This window comes from Lysobacter sp. CA196 (genome assembly GCF_052078695.1).
Lineage (GTDB): Bacteria > Pseudomonadota > Gammaproteobacteria > Xanthomonadales > Xanthomonadaceae > Lysobacter.
This window is the reverse complement of record NZ_JBQJIN010000004.1, coordinates 203,532-220,167: the sequence shown is the minus strand read 5'-3', so window position 1 is coordinate 220,167 and position 16,636 is coordinate 203,532. Positions and strand designations below refer to the sequence as shown.

Here is a 16,636-nt window from a genome sequence, read left to right as displayed (position 1 = left end):
GTGAGCGCACGCTGTCGTAATCCACGCTCAACGAAGTGCTGGCTGAGGCCATTGCTGTCCAAGTCCGAGCCGCGCAAGGCCATGGCCGACCTCAAGACCCATCTGACCGAGTCGGTCGCCACCCGCAGCAAGGCCTGACCTTCCTCTCGTCGTTTCATCATGGGCTCGGCAATGCAATGAAAGCCTGTACGTTCTATCCTGCGTCGTCCGCGATGACCTACACAGGCGACGAATGAAACTCTGGGGCTACAGCAAGAAGGAACGAGAAGCAGGCGAGGTCCGCCTCATGGAGCTGGCGGAAGCCAGCTTATTGGCCACCCCGGCCGAGCTTCGGCGTATCGCCGCATTCCTGAGCGACGCGGCCGACAATATGGACCGCATGGGCAGCGACTACGATCACGAACATCTGGGCGATCGCCAGCCCGGTTTCGAGGACTCGCCGCACTTGGTCGTGGCCAGGGCGAAATAGGTGCGCGGATATGTGGTTGCATCGGAAGCGGCATGCCGCAGTCCCTGTGGCATGCCTTACTCACATTCGGATAGAGCAATGACGACACTGCAGTACCACGATGGCCAGGACGTTCGGCTGGGCGACACCATTCGCTGGGGAGACGAGGCGAGCGGGGTCGTCGTGGTGATGATCGCCGAGCAAGAGGCCATGCCGGGCTACGAAGCTGCGGAATGGGCTTACCTCCAGGATGGCTGCATGATCTTGTCATCGACTACCGATCTGGTCCGCTACCACGCACAGGGGCTGGCGTGCGATTCCAACCTCACATTGCATGCCCGCATGCTTGAATAACCCTTGAAAAGGCGCGTATGATCCCGCCGACCTGATCGCGCCATGCTGGTGCTGCCGCCCACCGGGCGCGTACACGAAGTAACGCCGGCGACGCCGGCAAACACCTTTAGTCCTCATCAGCTCCTATGCTGCAGCCGGCCTCTCCGGCCGCGGGTGCTATCCCGCTTGGCATTATTCGTCCATCAACTCGCGGCCGTGCCGCCTGATTCCATGACCAATGCACCTTCGCTCGACACCTGGATCGATGCCTTCATCGAACTCCACGCCGATTATGAAACTTCCGAACTGAACTCAGATCACCCGCTGTGGTGGGCGATCGAACGAACGATCTTCATCCTCAAGCCCGTAGATCGCGAAACGATGTGGCAGTTCGTCATAGGAGTATTGGCTCGAAAGCCACACGCATTCGTCCTTGAATGCCTGGCGGCAGGGCCGCTCGAGGACATGATCGCCCACTTCGGCGACTACTTCATCGAGCGTATCGAGTACACGGCTAAGAGTGATCCGGCGTTCCGCGAGTTGCTCCACGGAGTGTGGAAGAACAGGACTCCCGATGCGCTGTGGCAACGCATCGAGATCGCCCGTAGTCCTGGCGATGCATCACCTGCTGCATAAGCGCATCTGACAGAATTTTTCTCAATGGCGTCGGCGCTCTGGACAGAGTGCCGACGCTCGAATGCGCTTCATCCGGCAAGACCCCGCATTCGATGAGCTTCATTAAGGCCTGCGGCGTCGGGATGCTCCTAGCAAGGTGCGGCCGAGTGTGGAATCTGCACGTCGTAACGGCGAGCCGCCCGGCTGAAATTTGAGTATCGAGGACTGCCCAGGAGCAATAGCGCAACCCGGAGTTGCGACCGCGTAGCTGCATGGGGGAAGCCGAAGTGGCAGACCCCGCCGCGGCAGCCTCGTAGGTGTGCTTAGTTCTCGATTCGTTGTAGACAGAACCCGCTATCGATGCGGTCATCCGGATTGCGCATTGTTTCCGGGGCACGGGCTGGCGTAACCTCGGTCTTGATTCCGAAGTCATAGGCATTTGGCAGGCATGGACAGGCCGCGAAACTTGCGCATGAAGCGACCACTAATGCCGTTACGGTGGCTTGCGCTGTGTGTATCGCTCATCTCTTATCTTGTATTGCCTGCCTGTGCGCAAGCATCGTCGAAGACGAGGAGCGTTCATCAATCTTCAGAATCTGCCGCTATGACGTCCGATACCTTTAAGCCGAGCCTTGCTGGCGACTACCCGGAAATAACGCCCGAGGAAATGGGGCGGCGCTTTCTGAAGTTGGTCGATGGGCTCAAGACGATCGACGACCTGACTCTTGAACGCATCCTCGAGCAGACCAAGCTGCCGATGAAGTACGCCCCGTTGGGCAAGGTGTATTCCTTCACCATTCACGAGCCGAAGTCTGGCTGGTACTACGGAGTGGATTTCTATCAGGACCCAGGCTCCAGTAGAAAGACGGCGCGCTTGGTATTCGGTAACCCAGCTGATAAAGAGGCCGACATGGGGCCGGTTTGCGGCGTGAATTTCGCCGCGTACGCTTCCGCTCTGCAGGGAATGGGTTTCACGATGGCGGACATCCGGGATGAGCTCGGGCGGGTCGAAGACTATCGCTTCTATCGTCCTAAGATCAGCGTGATGGTGGCTCATCGACATCAGGCGCGTTCACCGGAGGAGAAGTTAACGCTCTTCTGCGTGGAGTCGATATCGATTCATGCGGCGAACTGATCATGGCGAATCCCAATCATCAACTGGAAGTCGCAATCGGCAAGCTGGCAGCGCAGCCCGGCGTAACCTCAGATCAGGTGGTGCAGTTAAGAGCCGCGATTGAGGCCGATGCTCAGCTACTGTCCCGCCTGAATCAAGATGCGCAGGCGGGACATTTGCGGGGTTTCGCCTTGCAAGGGGCGGGTGGCCCGGTCAATCTGATCGGGACGTACGACTTGCAGTTTGGGGCCTTCGGCTGGGTTTCGACCGGGTCGGGTTGTGCACGGGCGGGGGTAACCAAGGGGCCGCGGGCGTGCAAAGGGCGGCACTCGCGAGGGTATAGTGCTCCCCTCGATGTTGCGGTTTCGTCCCGCGAGCACCGAAGCTTTACCGGGAAGGCACACGCAGCTTCCGCACTACGCCGTCGAAACTTCTGGGTGTGCTTTTGTATTGTGAAGGCGACCGGCGCTTTCTCTGTTCGTCGCTGCCGGGTTCGCTTATGCTCGCCCCGTCTGCAAAGCGAGCGGTGCATGGAATGCGCAACTTTCAGTTTCGTCCGTTTCAACCATCGGCCCGTTCGGCCGCACGATTCGGTGCGCTTCGCGCAATTGCGTCGGCAGCCGAGCCTCGGCGGCTCCAGGCGGATCTCGGCTCGGCCCGCGCGCGCTCCGCGATCCACCGTGCGTCACGATCCCTGTTAGCGGCGACGCTCCTGGTATTGGGCAGCGCTTGCGCGCACGAGCCTACAGCCAGCCCCCCCATCCCCTACAAGGAGCCGCATGACATGACGTCGACTGAACCTTTTCGGCCCAACTCGCCCGCCGAGTATCCCGAGTTGACCCCGCTGGAAGTCGGCAATCGGGTGCTTCGGCTGTTGGATGGTTTGAAAACCACCGATGGTTTGACTCTTGATGAAGTAGCAGCCAAGACCGGGCTCCCACTGAAGTACGAGCCCCGAGGCAAGGCCCATGCGCTGATCATCAAGCTGCAGGAGTCGCCCTGGTTCTACAGTGTGGTCTATCGCGGCGCCAAGCCGCCCATAGCGGTCGAACTGAACTATGCGTACGACGGCGATACCCCGCCGGCCGGGGAGCCGCTGTGCGGATTGGAGTTGGAGGTGGTGGCTAAACGGCTGAAAGATAACGGCTTCATGATGCGAATCGATGAGGATGGGATAGGCCAGCCACTCGCATACATCTTTCGTCGTGACCGCGTCGATGTGCAGGTGGTGCTCGCTCCGAGCATTTCCCGGGGACAGTCCGCCACGTCGCGTCTTTGCATCGGCCAACTGATGATTACTTCGGCGGATTGAGCATGGCAGGGATGAATCGGCAGCTGGATGCTGCAATCGATGCGTTTGCAACGCAGTCTGGGGTAACGGCCACCCAAGCCGAACAGTTGCGTCGATCTTTGCAGGCGGATGAGGCCCTGCTAAGAAGCCTGAACGACGCCGCCAGGCAAGGGACTCTGCGCTCCTTCGCCATGGAATCGAATCAGGACGATCCCGTGGGCCGCACGGATATCGCCAGTGGGACCATGCGGCTACCGCCTGCGGCCCTCTCATCGCCGGAGCGCGGCACGGCCACCTCGTTGCACACGGCGCTGAAGCTTCAGGAAATGTCCCTGCGCTTCGGCAACAGTGAGTACGTGGACAGCCAAGGCCGAACTGCGCGCGTATCTCAGGAGATGGTCAGCAACTTGCAGCAGACTCTGGGTGCGTCGCCGTTGCTCCTCGATCGCACCGAGGCGGCCATCAACGCCAGGCCGGAACCGCACCTTAAAAGCTTCACGGTTCTTGCTGGGGATCAAGGCATGGGGGCGGCCTACGACGGCGATGTCAAGACCATGCTGATTCCGGCGTATCGGCTTCAGGCCACGACCGCAACGAATCCGCGAGGCTTCGATAAGGTCACGATGGTCTACGCCTTCGCCCACGAAATTCAGCACGGCTTCAATCACGAGCGTAAGCAGATGGCGTGGCGTGAGTTCAAGGCGGAGGTGCGTCAAATCGCCAAAGACGACAATTCGGTCAACGACTATACCCAGCCAGTGGCGACGATCATCCGTGCCTCGCGTGTCGATGAGGCCGAGGGCGAGATCGCCGGCTGGAACGCCGTGCTGAGCATGAAACAGAAAGCTGATCCGTCGTTCGACCTGGAGGGAATGAAGAAAATACCGGGTGCGCGGCCCTATCTGTTTGTTACGGCCGGTTCGTCCAACGTGGAGCCGGTCGGACGCTCCGGGCTGAGGTTCAATGAAGATGGGTCGGTCACGCCCTCCGCCGAGAACGTCGAAGCGATGGGGAAAAACTACTTCGACCGTGCCTCCAAAAAAGGACTGGCCGAGTCTGCCGAACGCGTTGGGCTGGGACCGCACAAGGAATCCAACTACCCCAACTACTACGGGCGAAACGCGATCGAAGAGCTGATTACCCTCGACAGAAAAGTCGCGAAGACGGTGGGCGGTGTCGAGCCGCGTATGCAGCTGAACATGGCGGTACTTGGCTTGGAGGAGAATCTAATAGAGCGGCTCGGGCTGCGGGTTGATCCCCATCCGCAAGAGCGTCAGCCGTATTACGACAGCAGCGAATCACCGCCAGTTCTTCGCCATTTCGACCATACGCGCAACGGCGCCAACTTGAACCAACACATTCCCGTCGAACCCGTAGCCGACGTCTTGCCTGTGGCTGCCAAGCCTAGTGACCCGAGGCAGCCCTCGCACTCGGACCACCGGATGTACGGACAGATCCGCGATCTCGTGCTTGCCCAGGATCAGCAACACGGGCGTCAATGGGACCAGACCAGCGAACACCTCACCGCCAGCCTGCTTGCCCTGTCGAAGGAGGCCGGGCTGACCCGCGTTGACCACGTGGTCTTCAGCCAGAAGACCGACCAGGTGGCGGCCGGGGAGAACGTCTTCATCGTGCAAGGACAATTGAACGATCCTGCTCATGTGCGCGCGCATATGAAGACCGACGCGGCGGTGCAGACGCCCGAGGCCGCATCGTTCCAGAAGGTCGAGGCACTGAACGAGCGGTCAGCGCAGCAGGCGCTCAACACGCAGCAGAATTATCAGGCGCAAGAGGAAGTGCAGAAGTCGTCTGGGATGAGCCGATAAGACGCGTCTCGATGGTGGACGTTGCATCGGTTTTCTGCTGAAAACCTTGCCCGTAGCGACTACGCGTCATCCCCAAAAAAACCGGGCCGCTTTCGCGGCCCGATTCGTATCTATAGCTTGTCTGTCGCTTCAATCAGTCACTCAACAAACCGCGCCGTCCCCACGTCGTACCACGGGGTGCACAGCAGCTGCCTTCCGGTGCTGGTGTCGCCGGCCGCGGTCCAGATGGGGCCGTGGGTGGTCTTGACCGGGTTGCGGAACTGCTTTTCGTCGAACGTTGCCACCGCGACGCACCAGCGCAGGCGCTTGGGGGCGCTGTCGGTGAAGCGGTGGACGAACTGGTCGGCGAGTTCGCCGCCGGGCTTCAGTTCGACGGCGAGCGGGGCGGCGCCCAGCGGGTCCATCGCGGCGGTGGCCGGGGCGGGGCCGGGGCCGTGCAGCAGGACGGTGCCGTCGGCCTGTTGCTCGACGCGCGGGGCGCCGACCGGGCCGGGGTTGAAGGCGGCGCCGGCGCGGTCGCCGTACACGCCGCGGTCGAACACGGCCAGGGCGCGGTCGGCGCTGCCGTTGCGCAGGCGGTAGCGCACCAGCACGGTGTTGGCGTCGGCGCTGTAGTGGAACTCGGTGTGCAGGCTCACTTCCTGGCCGTCCTGCACGCGCAGGCGGGTGTCGGCGGTGGCGGTGGTGGTGTCGGGCTGGGCGTTCATTCTGGATTCTTCTGCAGGATGCGGTAGGCCATGCGCGCAGGCGGCGGCGAGCGAGGCGGCGAGCACGGCGGAGGCCCTGAGCGCGTATCGCGGGCGGGCGGCGGTCGTGTGGTTCGGAGTCATCGGGCGGCTCTCGGCATGGATCGGTGATTCACAAGGTGATGTGGACGCGCCGCGCAGCTTGGAGGGCTGCGCGCGGCGGTCGCTCATCGGCGCATGCCGCCGGCGCTTTGGGCCGGTTCGGCTTGTTGCTGCTGCGCCTGGGCCTGCGTTTGCGCCTGGGCTTGTTGTTCCTGGCGGTCGACGGCGTGGATGGCTTCGTGGCGCATGGCCTGGCCGGGCGCTTGCTCGGCGAGCGCGCGGGTAGCGTCGCGGGTAGCGTTGCGGTCGCCCGATTCCATCGCCTGCAACAGCGCGTCCAGGTGGGCGTGGTTGTGCCCGCCGTGGTTGCCGTTGCCGGTCGCGCTAGGGTTGCCCGGGGCGGAGAACGCGGTCTTGGCGTCGACGCTGTAGTCGGGGCGGCGCGCCAGGCCCATCTCGTCGCGCATGCCGTTTTCGGTCAGGTTGCGCGGGTTGGTCTTGGTGTTGGGGGTGGCCGGGTTGCGGTCGAAGTCGAAAGCAACGCCGCTGTTGTCCAGGCCCACCGCCTGGCGTTCGAAGTTGCGCACGGCGCCCGAGTCCGGGCCGGTGCCGCTGTACACGCCCTGCTGCAGGGTGCCGCTGGTGATGTTGTAGGCGTGCGACCCCTCGTGCTGCAGCACCACGGTCGGGCTTTCGAAGAATTCGCTGTGGAACGACGGGTTGTAGCTGATCACCGAATCCATGCCCGGGCCGGCGGTGGTGACGCCGGTGGTGGCATCGGTGCGCAGGAAGGCGTCGGCGGTCAGCCCGGGGCCGGCGTAGCCGTTCATCTCGTTGGCCAGTTCGGCGATGCTGACCTTGTGGCCGGTGCCTTTGGTCGGGTCGGCGATGCGGTCGAACTCGCCCAGCATTTCGCGGCCGTTCGGCGAGGAGCGAAACATGTCGAGGTCGGCCTCGACGCGCTGGCGGAACGCATCCGACGAAGTGGCGGCGATGCTCACCGTGGCACCGACGTTGGCGGTCATGTCCACTTGGACCTGGGTGTTGCGCGCGCCGCGCGCGGCGGTGACGGTGTCTTCGCCGCTCTGACCATAGACGGTGTCGCGGCCCGCGCGGTTGTCGACGGTGTCGGCGCCGGCGCCGGTGTAGACGCGGTCGTTGCCTTGGCCGCCGCGCAGGATGTCGTTGTCCTGGCCGCCGGACAGAATGTCGTTGCCCTGGCCGCCTTCGAGGGTGTCGTTGCCGCGCCCGCCTTCGAGGTAGTCGCGGCCCTGGCCGCCACGCAGGATGTCGTTGCCGTCGCCGCCGTAGACCACGTCGTTGCCGCCGCCGGCGTCGATGGTGTCGTTGCCGGTGTTGCCGAACACGTCGTCGCGGCCCAGGCCGGTGCTGATGGTGTCGTCGCCGGCGCCGCCGTCGACGCGATCGCGCCCGCGGCCGGTGGTGATGGTGTCGTTGCCGTTGCCGCCCTGCACGTCCATGTTGACGCGCACGTTGGGGGCGGCATGGATGATGTCGTTGCCGTCGCCGCCGCGCACGCCGAGCTGCTGCTGGGCGGCGAGGGTGATCTCGTACGGTTGGCCATTGATCTGCACGTCGAGCACGCCATTGGCGCGCTGGCTGACCTGCACGTTGTCGTCGCCGGCGCCGCCGTTGATGACGAGCAGGTCGCTGAACTGATCGCCGCGGGGCACTTGTTCGCGGCTGATGACGATATCGCCCTGGCGGAACAGTTCCTGCGAGACGATGCCTTTGCCGTCGGGCGTGCTGCGCGACAGATCGGGCGGCGGACTGCCGGGCGGGACGGTGCCGCCGTTGATGACGGTGGGAGCGGGGCCTGCCATAGAAATTCTCCTTGGCGTTGTAAGGCTGACGGATGGGTAAGCCGCCCGGCGCAGCCGTTTCCTGCCGGGAGACCGAATTTGCCGACTATAGGCGGACTGCGGGAGCGAAGGAAATCGGGGTGTCCGACCGACGCGACCAACGGTCCTGCCTGGCTAGGCGGGGCTGCGTCCCGCTCAGGCGGAGGGGCCTGAAGTGGGAGCGCAGTCACAAGAAACGCGATGGGTTCCATCATCCGGCCACGTCGGCCGTATCGAGGGTCCGGGATCGCGCCTGTTCAGGGATATCGACGCGCAGCGCTTCAGAACGCGGCGGTGGAGCCTGCGGGGACGTCATTGCGCCGATCCTTGCGGCGCGTGCCCGGCTGAACAGGCCGCCGGCCTTGCCGTATCCTGCGGCCCCATGCCCACCTATATCGCCTTGCTGCGCGCCGTGAATGTCGGCGGCACCGGAAAACTGCCGATGGCCGAACTGCGCGCGATGTGCGAGGCCGCCGGCTTCGAGGACGTGCGCACCTACATCGCCAGTGGCAACGTGGTGTTCCGCACTGCCATGACGGCGAAGCGCGCGCAGGCGGCCCTGGAGCAACGCCTGGCCGCGTATGCCGGCAAGCCGGTCGGGGTGATCCTGCGTACCGGCGCGGAGATGGCGCGCGCCTTGGCCGCGCAACCCTTCGTGGGCGCCGCGCCGAACCGCACGGTGCTGATCTTTCTCGATGCGCCGCCGCCGGCCGATGCGCTGGACGCAGTCAGGCACCGCAACGACGAACAGATCGCGCTGGGCGAGCGCGAGATCTACGTGCACTACGGCGACGGCATGGCCGATTCCAAGCTCGTCATCCCGGCGGCCAAGGCCGGCACCGCGCGCAATTTGAATACGGTGGCGAAGTTGATCGAGATGGCGGGCGGTTGAGGGGCGCCGTATCGCCGGCCCGCTGAAGTCGGCCTGACGCGATTCCCACCTTCTGAAAGGATTCGGATGAAACACCGTATTGCGCTCTGCATCGGCGTTGCTGCGTATCAGCCCGCGCGATTTTCACTTCCCAACCCGATCAACGATGCCAAGCGTATCCATGCCGCGTTGCAGTCGCGCGGGTTCGATTCGACCTTGCTCACCGATCCCACCGCCGCGCAGATCACGGCCGCCGTGGAGGCGTTGCGGGCGAGGGTCGACGGGCACGCCGGCGATCGCGTTTTCAGCGTCGTCTATTACGCTGGGCACGCGGTCGAAATAGGCGGCTTCGGCGTGTTGATGCCGGCCGATTCGGTGTTCCCCGCGACCCCGCAAAGTCTCGCTCACGGCGGCGTGCCGGTGCTCGAAATCGTCGATGCGCTCAAGGCCGGCCACGGCCCGAAGGTCGTGATAGTCGACGCCTGCCGCGACGCGGTGCGGGGATGGACGCAGCCGCAGATGCTCGATTTCACCCATCTCAGCGAGCGGGAAACGAAGCGGCCCAAGCGAGCGGCCGAAGCCAGCGATGTCGTCATCGCCTACTCGACCAGCGCAGGGCAGAAGGCTTACGACGGTACAGGCGCCAACAGCACTTACTGCCAGAAGCTCGAAGCGGCGCTGCTGCGGCACGATGCGACGATCGTCGAGAGCCTGGGGCATTGCGGGCAAGAGGTGATTACCGAGAGCAAGGCGCTGCAGCGGCCTTGGATCTATACGAACGTGAGCGGCAGACCCGGGTTCAGCGATTTGCCGGTGTATGCGCTGGCGTGGTCGGCGGCGCTTCACCATCCGACGATGGCCAGCACGCGTCTGCACGAGCGTGAGATGGATGCCGCGGTCGTAGTGAACGCTAAAGGCCACATGCAGTTGGTGACGGACGGGGTCGTTAGAAACTTTGTGAGGCATCCGAAGAAGTACACCGTTGCCTCCGTTCGGGAGGGCGAGGTGTTGCTCGCCGGACGGAATGTCTTCGTGTCGCTCGATGCTCCCGACTCCAAGCAGAAGGTCGTGTTGACGCCCGATGCAAAGCTTAAAATCAAGTGCGCCGATCCCTTCGGTATCTGCCAGTCGCCCGACGGTGTGCACGCGGTTGTGTATGGACTAGGCGGTTACAGCATCCTGCGTCGTGAAGGCGAAGGCTGGCAGCTGCTTTTTTCCGAGAGCCGCTCTTCGGATGTATATGGCGCAAAGTTCCAGTCCAACGATGAGCTGCTCTTGTGCGGAGGAAGCTCGGACTCGGTCGGCCGCCTGGATCTGAGCGCCGAAATTCCGGTGCGCACGAGTATTCCGTTTGGGCGTCGTCAACACGTCTACGATTTGGCCTGGGTGCAGCACACGAAGCACCTGATAGCCGTTTGCGCTGCAGGCGAGGTGATCCGGATCGAAACGCAGACCGGCAAGGTGGAGCGGCGGTCCATGTTCGAATGGCCCAGTGCCGATGTGCCGGGTGCGTATGGCCGGTTACGGCATCATCGGCTCTCGTCCGACGACGCGAATCTCTTTCTCGCCGATCCGGAGCGGTTCGACGCCGAGTGCGGCGAGACCGTCTGGCATGAGACGGGATACCAGGGGAAACGGCCGAGCTATCACCTGCTTTGCTGCGCCATGACCAAAGACCCGAGGCTCCTTGCGATAGGCGCCGACCAGGGGCTGGTGTTCCTGGTCGACGTCCGTACTTTCGAGCACGTGGCGACGCTCGATGCCGGCAGCAGCATCGGCGTGGGGCTGCGGTGGATGACCTGCTCGCAGTTCGACGGCGCTATCCATGCGCTGGGAAACGACGGAGTGATCCGCTGCTTCGAGCCGATCCCGCCTTTCGTGTAAGGCGCCGAGCCGAGACTCTCGTCTCGTTCGGTGGCTGAATCCGGGCTCAAGCCGCTGCCGGCAAGGTCTGATCCGCGGGCTCCTGCCGCTTCCGGCCTCCCGCCCGCCGTACTAGACTCCATCCCATGCGAAATCCACTGCAAGATCAATTGCTCAAGGCTGGCCTGGTCAAGAAGGCCCAGGTGTCCCAGGTCGCGCGCGAGCAGGCCAAACAGCGCCAGGGCAAGGCGCGGCCCGCGCCCACCGCCGAACAGATCGAGAGCGAGCGGCTGCGCGCCGAACGCGCCGAGCGCGACCGCGCGCTGTCGGCCGAGCGCAACGCTCAGGCGAAGGCGCACGAGCTGCGCGCGCAGGTCCGCCAGATCGTCGAGACGAACAAGGTCAAGCGCGAGGGTGAGATCGCCTATGGTTTTACCGACGAAGGCAAGATCAAGAACGTGTTGATCAATACCGCGCTGCGCACGCAGTTGGCAAGCGGCGCCCTGGTAATCGCGCGCCACGACCAGGGTTACGAACTGCTGCCGCGCGCCGCCGCAGAAAAAGTGTATGCCCGCGACCCGTCGATGATCGTGCTCGATCATGCCGCGCCCAAGGTCGAAACATCGCCGAGCGAGGACGACGAGTACTACGCCCAGTTCCAGGTGCCGGACGATCTGGTCTGGTGAGGCCTTCGCGGTGACCTGTGCGTGCTCATCGCACGGACAGGCCCTGACGACCTGAAACCCTCGCCATGCATCCGCCAGGGCCGATGACGGCACGCACTTACCGCTTCGCCTTGCGTTCGATCGAAGAACGTTTCGGCCCCGGTAACTTCGACGATGCCGGCGACGCGATCGTCGCCGCGTTGCGCGATTTCTGCGATCAAGCCGATCGCTGCAGCGTCGATTTTAGTTTCGACACGGCGCATGCCAATCCTTGGTTTCATGCCTTGGTGGTAGCGATAGACCCATTGCCGGAATCGGTGTGCGCAGGGTTCCTGGCACGGCTTGGCGAATTCGGGCTTCAGCCGACAGATCGCTGAAGTACTTTGTATGCCATCAAGCCCGGTGTGCCTTCCGCGACTTGTGATGCTTGTCGCTTGAAAGCGGCCGCGCCGACGCCGTTAGCGATACTTTCAGTTGCCGTTGTTGCGCGGGTGCGGTTGACGTAGGCTTCGAGGCATAAGAGCGATCGAATCAGGGCCGTTAGGTCATTGCATTCGGCGCCTGGTTTATTGCGGATTTCGCCATGGAGGCATCGATGCGCACCGTACTCCACTTCTTGGGTATCGCCCTGCTGGCGTCGGCAGTGACCGCTTGCTACGACACCGGGTTCCCGACGACCAAGGAGCTCGAAGCGAAGTACCGCCGCAACCCCGCGCCGAAGCAGACCTACCGGATCACGCTGAAGCTAGCCGGTGCTCCGGGACCGTTCGGGTCGGTAAAGGGTTTCGTCAATTTCGAAGCCCCGGATTGCAAATACACTCCGGACCCGATCGCGGGCGTGTCGATGACGCCGTTGCATGGCTTCGAAATGGAGCTGCAACGGGTCGACGACACGACGTACACGGGCACCGTCCATACCGATGCGATGCTCGACGAGGACTATCTGGGCGAGGGCGTCTGTCATTGGCAACTGAGCTCGTTGAATGCGCAACTCAAGGCGACCGGTGCCGAAGCTGAGACGAATTTCATCGTCAGCCTGATGAACGAGGATGTGACGGCGCAGCGAGCGGTAACGAAGTACTACTGGAAAGGGCGATATCCGCGCAGCGACGTTACGGACTATCCGGATATGGGCAAGGAAGATCGGGATGTCTTCCGGTCCGAAATCCGCGATGAGCTCTTTACTCTCACCCTGCTGCCGAAGGCAATGACGCCATGAGCTCGGCGAGTTGCCTCTTCCTGCAAGCGGGCGATCCCTTCACCTGCCGTACCAACGCCATCGCAACTTTCGGTTGCCGTTGCGGCAATCTCCCACCTGACGTAGGCTCGGCTCATAAGGCCCGGCCTTGACCCGGGCCGGGACCATGGCGGTATTGCCGCCGGCCCGTCTTTTAACCATCTCTTGCCATGGAGGCATCGATGCGCGGTGAGCTTCGCACCTTTTGTCTTCTGCTGGCGTTGAGTACTTCCGCGTGTAGCGCTCCCGAGACTGCAATGACTTCCGACAAATCCTCGCCCGATTCCGCTCCCTCGACGGCTGAGCTGGAAGCAAAGTACAAGCGCAATCCGGCTCCCAAGCAGCCGTATCAGATCGTGCTCAGCGTGAAGGATGCCCCGGGGCCGTTGACCAAGGCGGAAGGCTTTATTCGCTATGAGGCGCCCGATTGCAGCTATGTGCCTGATCCGATCGCCGGTGTGCGGATGCATCCTTCGCATACGCTGCCGATCGAATATTCAAAGGTCGATGAGAATACTTTTGCGGCCACGATTTATGCCGATGGGATGCTCGATGAAGATTATCTCGGGAAGGGCATCTGCAATTGGCAGCTGATGAGCGTCAATTCATCGCTGCGGGCTACCGGCGCTAAAACCGATGTCGGCTATGTTGCGAACTTGTTGGCCGATGAAGTGAATGCGCAGAAGGCTCGGACCAACTACTACGTAAAGTATGAGTATCCGGGCGACGATCCGTCTGAACTTATTGATATCGGAAAAACTGATCCGAGTGGATATAGGGCAGAACTTCAGGGGCAGCTGTTCACCATCACCTCGACACCTAAGGCAGGGATGCCATGAGCCTTAATAGCCAGCAATATGCCGCTCTCGCGGATGAGTCCTATAGAAACCACAGCAAGGGCGAAGACGTCACCCTTGACGGCGTGAAGTACACCGTAATCAAGCACGTAGATAAGCCTTCGGGTTACCAGGGGACGATCTATCAGCGTGCCGACACCGGCGAGATCATCGTTGCGCACCGGGGTACCGAATTTGATCGAGAGATGATCAAGGACGGTCTAACCGATGCTGGTATGGCCACCAATCGCACCAATTCGCAGGCAAAGGACGCACTTGCGTTGACCCGCGACGCGCTGAAAGAAGCGGAGCGCATTGGCCGTGCTGATCCGCCCGCTCCCGAAGTCACCGTCACCGGCCACTCCCTGGGCGGCACGCTCGCGCAGATCACCGCTCACCACTACGACCTGCGCGGGGAGACTTTCAATCCCTACGGCGCGGTCAGCCTGGGCTATCGCATTCCGGAAGGCGGCAACCGCGTCACCAACCATGTGATGGCGGGCGACCCGGTCAGCGCGGCCAGCGATCATTACGGCAAGGTCAAGGTCTACGCGACGCCGCAGGAAGTCGCGACGATGAAGGACCGCGGCTACGAGAACAACCGCAGTGTGTTCGACGCGCGCAATATGGCCGGCGCGGTCAAGGACATGGTCGGTACCTCGCACAGCATGCACAACTTCCTCAATGAGGACGCGAACGAAAAACCGGATCGTTCAGTGCTGAGCGATCCGCAGACGCAGCGACTGGCGCAGCAATACGATCCGATGATCGACAAGTACCGTGGCGACGTCGAAGGCGCGCGGCGTGGCATCACCCATATTTCGCGTGGACCGCTCGAACGGGTCGGCGATGCGATCGACGACATTCGCGGCCCGATCAAGGCGGGCGAGCCGGGGCGCAAGGAAGAACGTCACGCGCCGGCCCTGCCGGAAAGGCATTCGGCGCCGCTGCACCTCAATCCCTATGCCCCCGGCAAAAGCATTCCCGACTACATCCACCCGGGCAGGGAGCAGCCGTCCGGCCCCGGCATTCCGTTCCGCAACGCGACCACTTCGGTCGGCGGCGATCCTTCCGCCTTCCTCGACCGCATGTTGGCGGCGTCGCAGAACGGCGACCGCGATACCTTCCGGCAGATGACCCAGGATGCCGCTTCGGCGCCACCGGGACGTGCGCTGCGCGAGGAAGCGGTGGCGACAGTGGACCGGCAGGAGCAGGCGCTCGCCCGGCAGGCGGCGCAGCAGCAGGCGCAGACGGCCGAACAGGCGTCGCCGGCACGCAGCGGGCCGCGCATGGCGTGATGGACGAATCCGGTGCTGTGAAGCAGCGGGACTTTAGAAAATCAGGCACGGTTTGAGATCGCACCGAGGAGCGGTTGGATGCAACAGGACGAGTTGATGGGCTTGGTCAGCAAGACCGCGGCCTTGATGGAGCAGTTCGAACGTCGCTGCGGAGAGATCGAGCAACACCAGCGGGCGGTCTACCAGCAACTGCAGCAGCTTGCGCAGCAGGTGCCCGGGGTGGTGCGGCAATCGGCCGACGAAAGCCTGCGCAATCTGCCCGGCGCAGTGATGGGCAAGCTCGAAAGCGGCCTGTCGCAGCCGGTTGGCGCCTACGAGCGTCGTCTGCAGGACGCCGGTGGGCTGTTGCAGGAGGGCTCGCAGTCGCTCGCGGCCCAGCTCAAGCGCATGGAATGGCTGCACAAGCAACTGATCTGGAAAGTGGTCGGGGCGGCCCTGGGCAGCGTGTTGCTGCTGCTGGCCGGCGGCGGCTGGCTGCTGTGGCAGTACCGCAACGACATCAACGAGAACCGGGTCACCGCCGACCTGTTGCGCGCCTACAACCAGGCCGACGTGACCCTGTGCGACGGCCGGCTCTGCGCCAACGTCGATACCAAGGGCAAGGCCTACGGCGACCACAAGCAGTACCGGCCGGTGCAAGCCCGGCCCTGATCGGCCCCCATCTTGCGCAGGTTGCCTTCGCGCCTGCGCTGGCCGTGAGATCCGCGGCCGCCCTCTCTCCCGAAGACTTTCCCACACCCGAGTTCGTCCGGCCGTCCGCGCTCCGCCTTCGGCTGGCCGCGAATCGCGGCGACGGCCGCGTTGCTGTTCCTGTCGGCCGATGCCTGGCGACGACGGCCGGCGGCGATCGAATGCTCCGGCCCGGATCGAATTGAGGACCGATTCTGTCCTCTATGGCGGTTACCTTGGTCCTGCCGCGCAAGACCGGTACCCATCACTCCGAGGCCTTTATGCTCACTCTGATCCACGCACCGCATTCCCGCTCGACGCGCATCATCAGCTTGCTCAAGGAACTCGATGCCCTGGCCGACGTCGACGTCCGCACGGTCGACATCCAGCGTGTCGGCCAGGCCTTCGACGGCGATGCACGCAATCCGCATCCGGAAGGCAAGGTGCCGCTGTTGATCCACGACGGCGTCGAGATCTGGGAGAGCCCGGCGATCATCCTTTACCTCACCGACCTCTACGCGCATCGCAAACTCGGCGCGGCGATCGGCGACAAAGACCGCGGCCGTTATCTGTCGTGGCTGAGCTGGTACGGCGGCGTGATCGAGCCCGTGCTGCTGCTGGAAGCGGCCGAGATCAGTCATCCCTATGTCACCGCCACGTTCCGCGGCCCGCAGGAACTGCATGCGCGCCTCATCAAGGCCTTGGCCGATAAGCCGTATCTGATGGGCGACCACTACACCGCCGCCGACCTGTTGCTGCAGTCGCCGTTCGCCTGGTTCCCCGACAGCGCGCCGCAGGACCCGGCGGTGCAGGATTGGATCAAGCGATGCGGCGAGCGCCCGTCGGTGCAGTTCGCGGCCGAGTACGACGCTGCGCTGGTCGCCTAGACCGCGGCACTCGTCCGGCCCTGCGCATGCGCC

At 63.4% G+C, this 16,636-nt stretch carries 18 protein-coding genes; 16 read left to right on the top strand and 2 right to left on the bottom strand.

The window, feature by feature from the left end; genetic code table 11:
- The 7 genes from ACTOWK_RS06140 to ACTOWK_RS06110 all read left to right on the top strand — a co-directional run bounded on the left by ACTOWK_RS06140 (position 1) and on the right by ACTOWK_RS06110 (position 5,627).
- The gene (locus tag ACTOWK_RS06140) at positions 1–138 is read left to right on the top strand and encodes a hypothetical protein (protein ID WP_441329299.1); all 138 of its coding nucleotides are present in this window, start codon (positions 1–3) and stop codon (positions 136–138) included.
- 94 nt (positions 139–232) lie between these two features.
- A complete protein-coding gene (locus ACTOWK_RS06135) occupies positions 233–469 on the top strand; it encodes an Imm32 family immunity protein (RefSeq protein ID WP_441329298.1) in 237 nt (78 codons plus the stop codon).
- A gap of 78 nt (positions 470–547) precedes the next feature.
- Complete coding sequence (locus ACTOWK_RS06130; protein WP_441329297.1) at positions 548–802, top strand: hypothetical protein; 255 nt, start codon at positions 548–550, stop codon at positions 800–802.
- Between the two features lie 165 nt (positions 803–967).
- A complete protein-coding gene (locus ACTOWK_RS06125) occupies positions 968–1,417 on the top strand; it encodes a DUF6869 domain-containing protein (RefSeq protein WP_441329296.1) in 450 nt (149 codons plus the stop codon).
- Positions 1,418–2,000: 583 nt separating this feature from the next.
- A complete protein-coding gene (locus ACTOWK_RS06120; protein ID WP_441329295.1) occupies positions 2,001–2,531 on the top strand; it encodes a hypothetical protein in 531 nt (176 codons plus the stop codon).
- A 763-nt stretch (positions 2,532–3,294) separates the two neighbouring features.
- Positions 3,295–3,822 (top strand): hypothetical protein, encoded by a 528-nt coding sequence (locus tag ACTOWK_RS06115; protein ID WP_441329294.1) that lies wholly within the window; start codon positions 3,295–3,297, stop codon positions 3,820–3,822.
- A 2-nt stretch (positions 3,823–3,824) separates the two neighbouring features.
- The gene (locus ACTOWK_RS06110; RefSeq protein ID WP_441329293.1) at positions 3,825–5,627 is read left to right on the top strand and encodes an XVIPCD domain-containing protein; all 1,803 of its coding nucleotides are present in this window, start codon (positions 3,825–3,827) and stop codon (positions 5,625–5,627) included.
- Between the two features lie 137 nt (positions 5,628–5,764).
- On the opposite strand, the gene ACTOWK_RS06105 is transcribed toward ACTOWK_RS06110, so the two are convergent.
- Both ACTOWK_RS06105 and ACTOWK_RS06100 read right to left on the bottom strand, forming a co-directional pair.
- Positions 5,765–6,334: a hypothetical protein gene (locus tag ACTOWK_RS06105; protein ID WP_441329292.1), complete on the bottom strand. Its 570-nt coding sequence runs from the start codon at positions 6,332–6,334 to the stop codon at positions 5,765–5,767.
- A gap of 206 nt (positions 6,335–6,540) precedes the next feature.
- Positions 6,541–8,259: a M91 family zinc metallopeptidase gene (locus ACTOWK_RS06100; protein ID WP_441329291.1), complete on the bottom strand. Its 1,719-nt coding sequence runs from the start codon at positions 8,257–8,259 to the stop codon at positions 6,541–6,543.
- A 400-nt stretch (positions 8,260–8,659) separates the two neighbouring features.
- Between ACTOWK_RS06100 and ACTOWK_RS06095 the strand changes: the two genes are divergently transcribed.
- The 9 genes from ACTOWK_RS06095 (at position 8,660) to ACTOWK_RS06055 (ending at position 16,603) form a co-directional block, all read left to right on the top strand.
- A complete protein-coding gene (locus ACTOWK_RS06095; protein ID WP_441329290.1) occupies positions 8,660–9,169 on the top strand; it encodes a DUF1697 domain-containing protein in 510 nt (169 codons plus the stop codon).
- A 66-nt stretch (positions 9,170–9,235) separates the two neighbouring features.
- Positions 9,236–11,032 (top strand): caspase family protein, encoded by a 1,797-nt coding sequence (locus ACTOWK_RS06090; RefSeq protein WP_441329289.1) that lies wholly within the window; start codon positions 9,236–9,238, stop codon positions 11,030–11,032.
- A gap of 125 nt (positions 11,033–11,157) precedes the next feature.
- The gene (locus ACTOWK_RS06085) at positions 11,158–11,697 is read left to right on the top strand and encodes a DUF2058 domain-containing protein (RefSeq protein ID WP_441329288.1); all 540 of its coding nucleotides are present in this window, start codon (positions 11,158–11,160) and stop codon (positions 11,695–11,697) included.
- An 83-nt stretch (positions 11,698–11,780) separates the two neighbouring features.
- A complete protein-coding gene (locus ACTOWK_RS06080) occupies positions 11,781–12,053 on the top strand; it encodes a hypothetical protein (protein WP_441329287.1) in 273 nt (90 codons plus the stop codon).
- Positions 12,054–12,271: 218 nt separating this feature from the next.
- Positions 12,272–12,895 (top strand): hypothetical protein, encoded by a 624-nt coding sequence (locus tag ACTOWK_RS06075; protein ID WP_441329286.1) that lies wholly within the window; start codon positions 12,272–12,274, stop codon positions 12,893–12,895.
- Positions 12,896–13,170: 275 nt separating this feature from the next.
- Positions 13,171–13,752, top strand: a complete 582-nt coding sequence (locus ACTOWK_RS06070; RefSeq protein ID WP_441329285.1) for a hypothetical protein — start codon at positions 13,171–13,173, stop codon at positions 13,750–13,752.
- The gene (locus ACTOWK_RS06065; protein WP_441329284.1) at positions 13,749–15,047 is read left to right on the top strand and encodes a lipase family protein; all 1,299 of its coding nucleotides are present in this window, start codon (positions 13,749–13,751) and stop codon (positions 15,045–15,047) included. The genes ACTOWK_RS06070 and ACTOWK_RS06065 overlap by 4 nt, the downstream gene beginning before the upstream one ends.
- A 78-nt stretch (positions 15,048–15,125) precedes the next feature.
- Positions 15,126–15,698 (top strand): relaxation protein, encoded by a 573-nt coding sequence (locus ACTOWK_RS06060; protein WP_441329283.1) that lies wholly within the window; start codon positions 15,126–15,128, stop codon positions 15,696–15,698.
- A gap of 299 nt (positions 15,699–15,997) precedes the next feature.
- A complete protein-coding gene (locus ACTOWK_RS06055) occupies positions 15,998–16,603 on the top strand; it encodes a glutathione S-transferase family protein (RefSeq protein WP_441329282.1) in 606 nt (201 codons plus the stop codon).
- The last annotated feature ends 33 nt before the right edge of the window (positions 16,604–16,636 follow it).

Coding starts and splice junctions, on each gene's coding strand:
- ACTOWK_RS06135 (WP_441329298.1), top strand. CDS start 233: ATGAAACTCTGGGGCTACAGCAAGAAGGAACGAGAAGCAGGCGAGGTC.
- ACTOWK_RS06130 (WP_441329297.1), top strand. CDS start 548: ATGACGACACTGCAGTACCACGATGGCCAGGACGTTCGGCTGGGCGAC.
- ACTOWK_RS06120 (WP_441329295.1), top strand. CDS start 2,001: ATGACGTCCGATACCTTTAAGCCGAGCCTTGCTGGCGACTACCCGGAA.
- ACTOWK_RS06115 (WP_441329294.1), top strand. CDS start 3,295: ATGACGTCGACTGAACCTTTTCGGCCCAACTCGCCCGCCGAGTATCCC.
- ACTOWK_RS06110 (WP_441329293.1), top strand. CDS start 3,825: ATGGCAGGGATGAATCGGCAGCTGGATGCTGCAATCGATGCGTTTGCA.
- ACTOWK_RS06105 (WP_441329292.1), bottom strand. CDS start 6,334: ATGAACGCCCAGCCCGACACCACCACCGCCACCGCCGACACCCGCCTG.
- ACTOWK_RS06100 (WP_441329291.1), bottom strand. CDS start 8,259: ATGGCAGGCCCCGCTCCCACCGTCATCAACGGCGGCACCGTCCCGCCC.
- ACTOWK_RS06095 (WP_441329290.1), top strand. CDS start 8,660: ATGCCCACCTATATCGCCTTGCTGCGCGCCGTGAATGTCGGCGGCACC.
- ACTOWK_RS06090 (WP_441329289.1), top strand. CDS start 9,236: ATGAAACACCGTATTGCGCTCTGCATCGGCGTTGCTGCGTATCAGCCC.
- ACTOWK_RS06085 (WP_441329288.1), top strand. CDS start 11,158: ATGCGAAATCCACTGCAAGATCAATTGCTCAAGGCTGGCCTGGTCAAG.
- ACTOWK_RS06080 (WP_441329287.1), top strand. CDS start 11,781: ATGACGGCACGCACTTACCGCTTCGCCTTGCGTTCGATCGAAGAACGT.
- ACTOWK_RS06075 (WP_441329286.1), top strand. CDS start 12,272: ATGCGCACCGTACTCCACTTCTTGGGTATCGCCCTGCTGGCGTCGGCA.
- ACTOWK_RS06070 (WP_441329285.1), top strand. CDS start 13,171: ATGACTTCCGACAAATCCTCGCCCGATTCCGCTCCCTCGACGGCTGAG.
- ACTOWK_RS06065 (WP_441329284.1), top strand. CDS start 13,749: ATGAGCCTTAATAGCCAGCAATATGCCGCTCTCGCGGATGAGTCCTAT.
- ACTOWK_RS06060 (WP_441329283.1), top strand. CDS start 15,126: ATGCAACAGGACGAGTTGATGGGCTTGGTCAGCAAGACCGCGGCCTTG.
- ACTOWK_RS06055 (WP_441329282.1), top strand. CDS start 15,998: ATGCTCACTCTGATCCACGCACCGCATTCCCGCTCGACGCGCATCATC.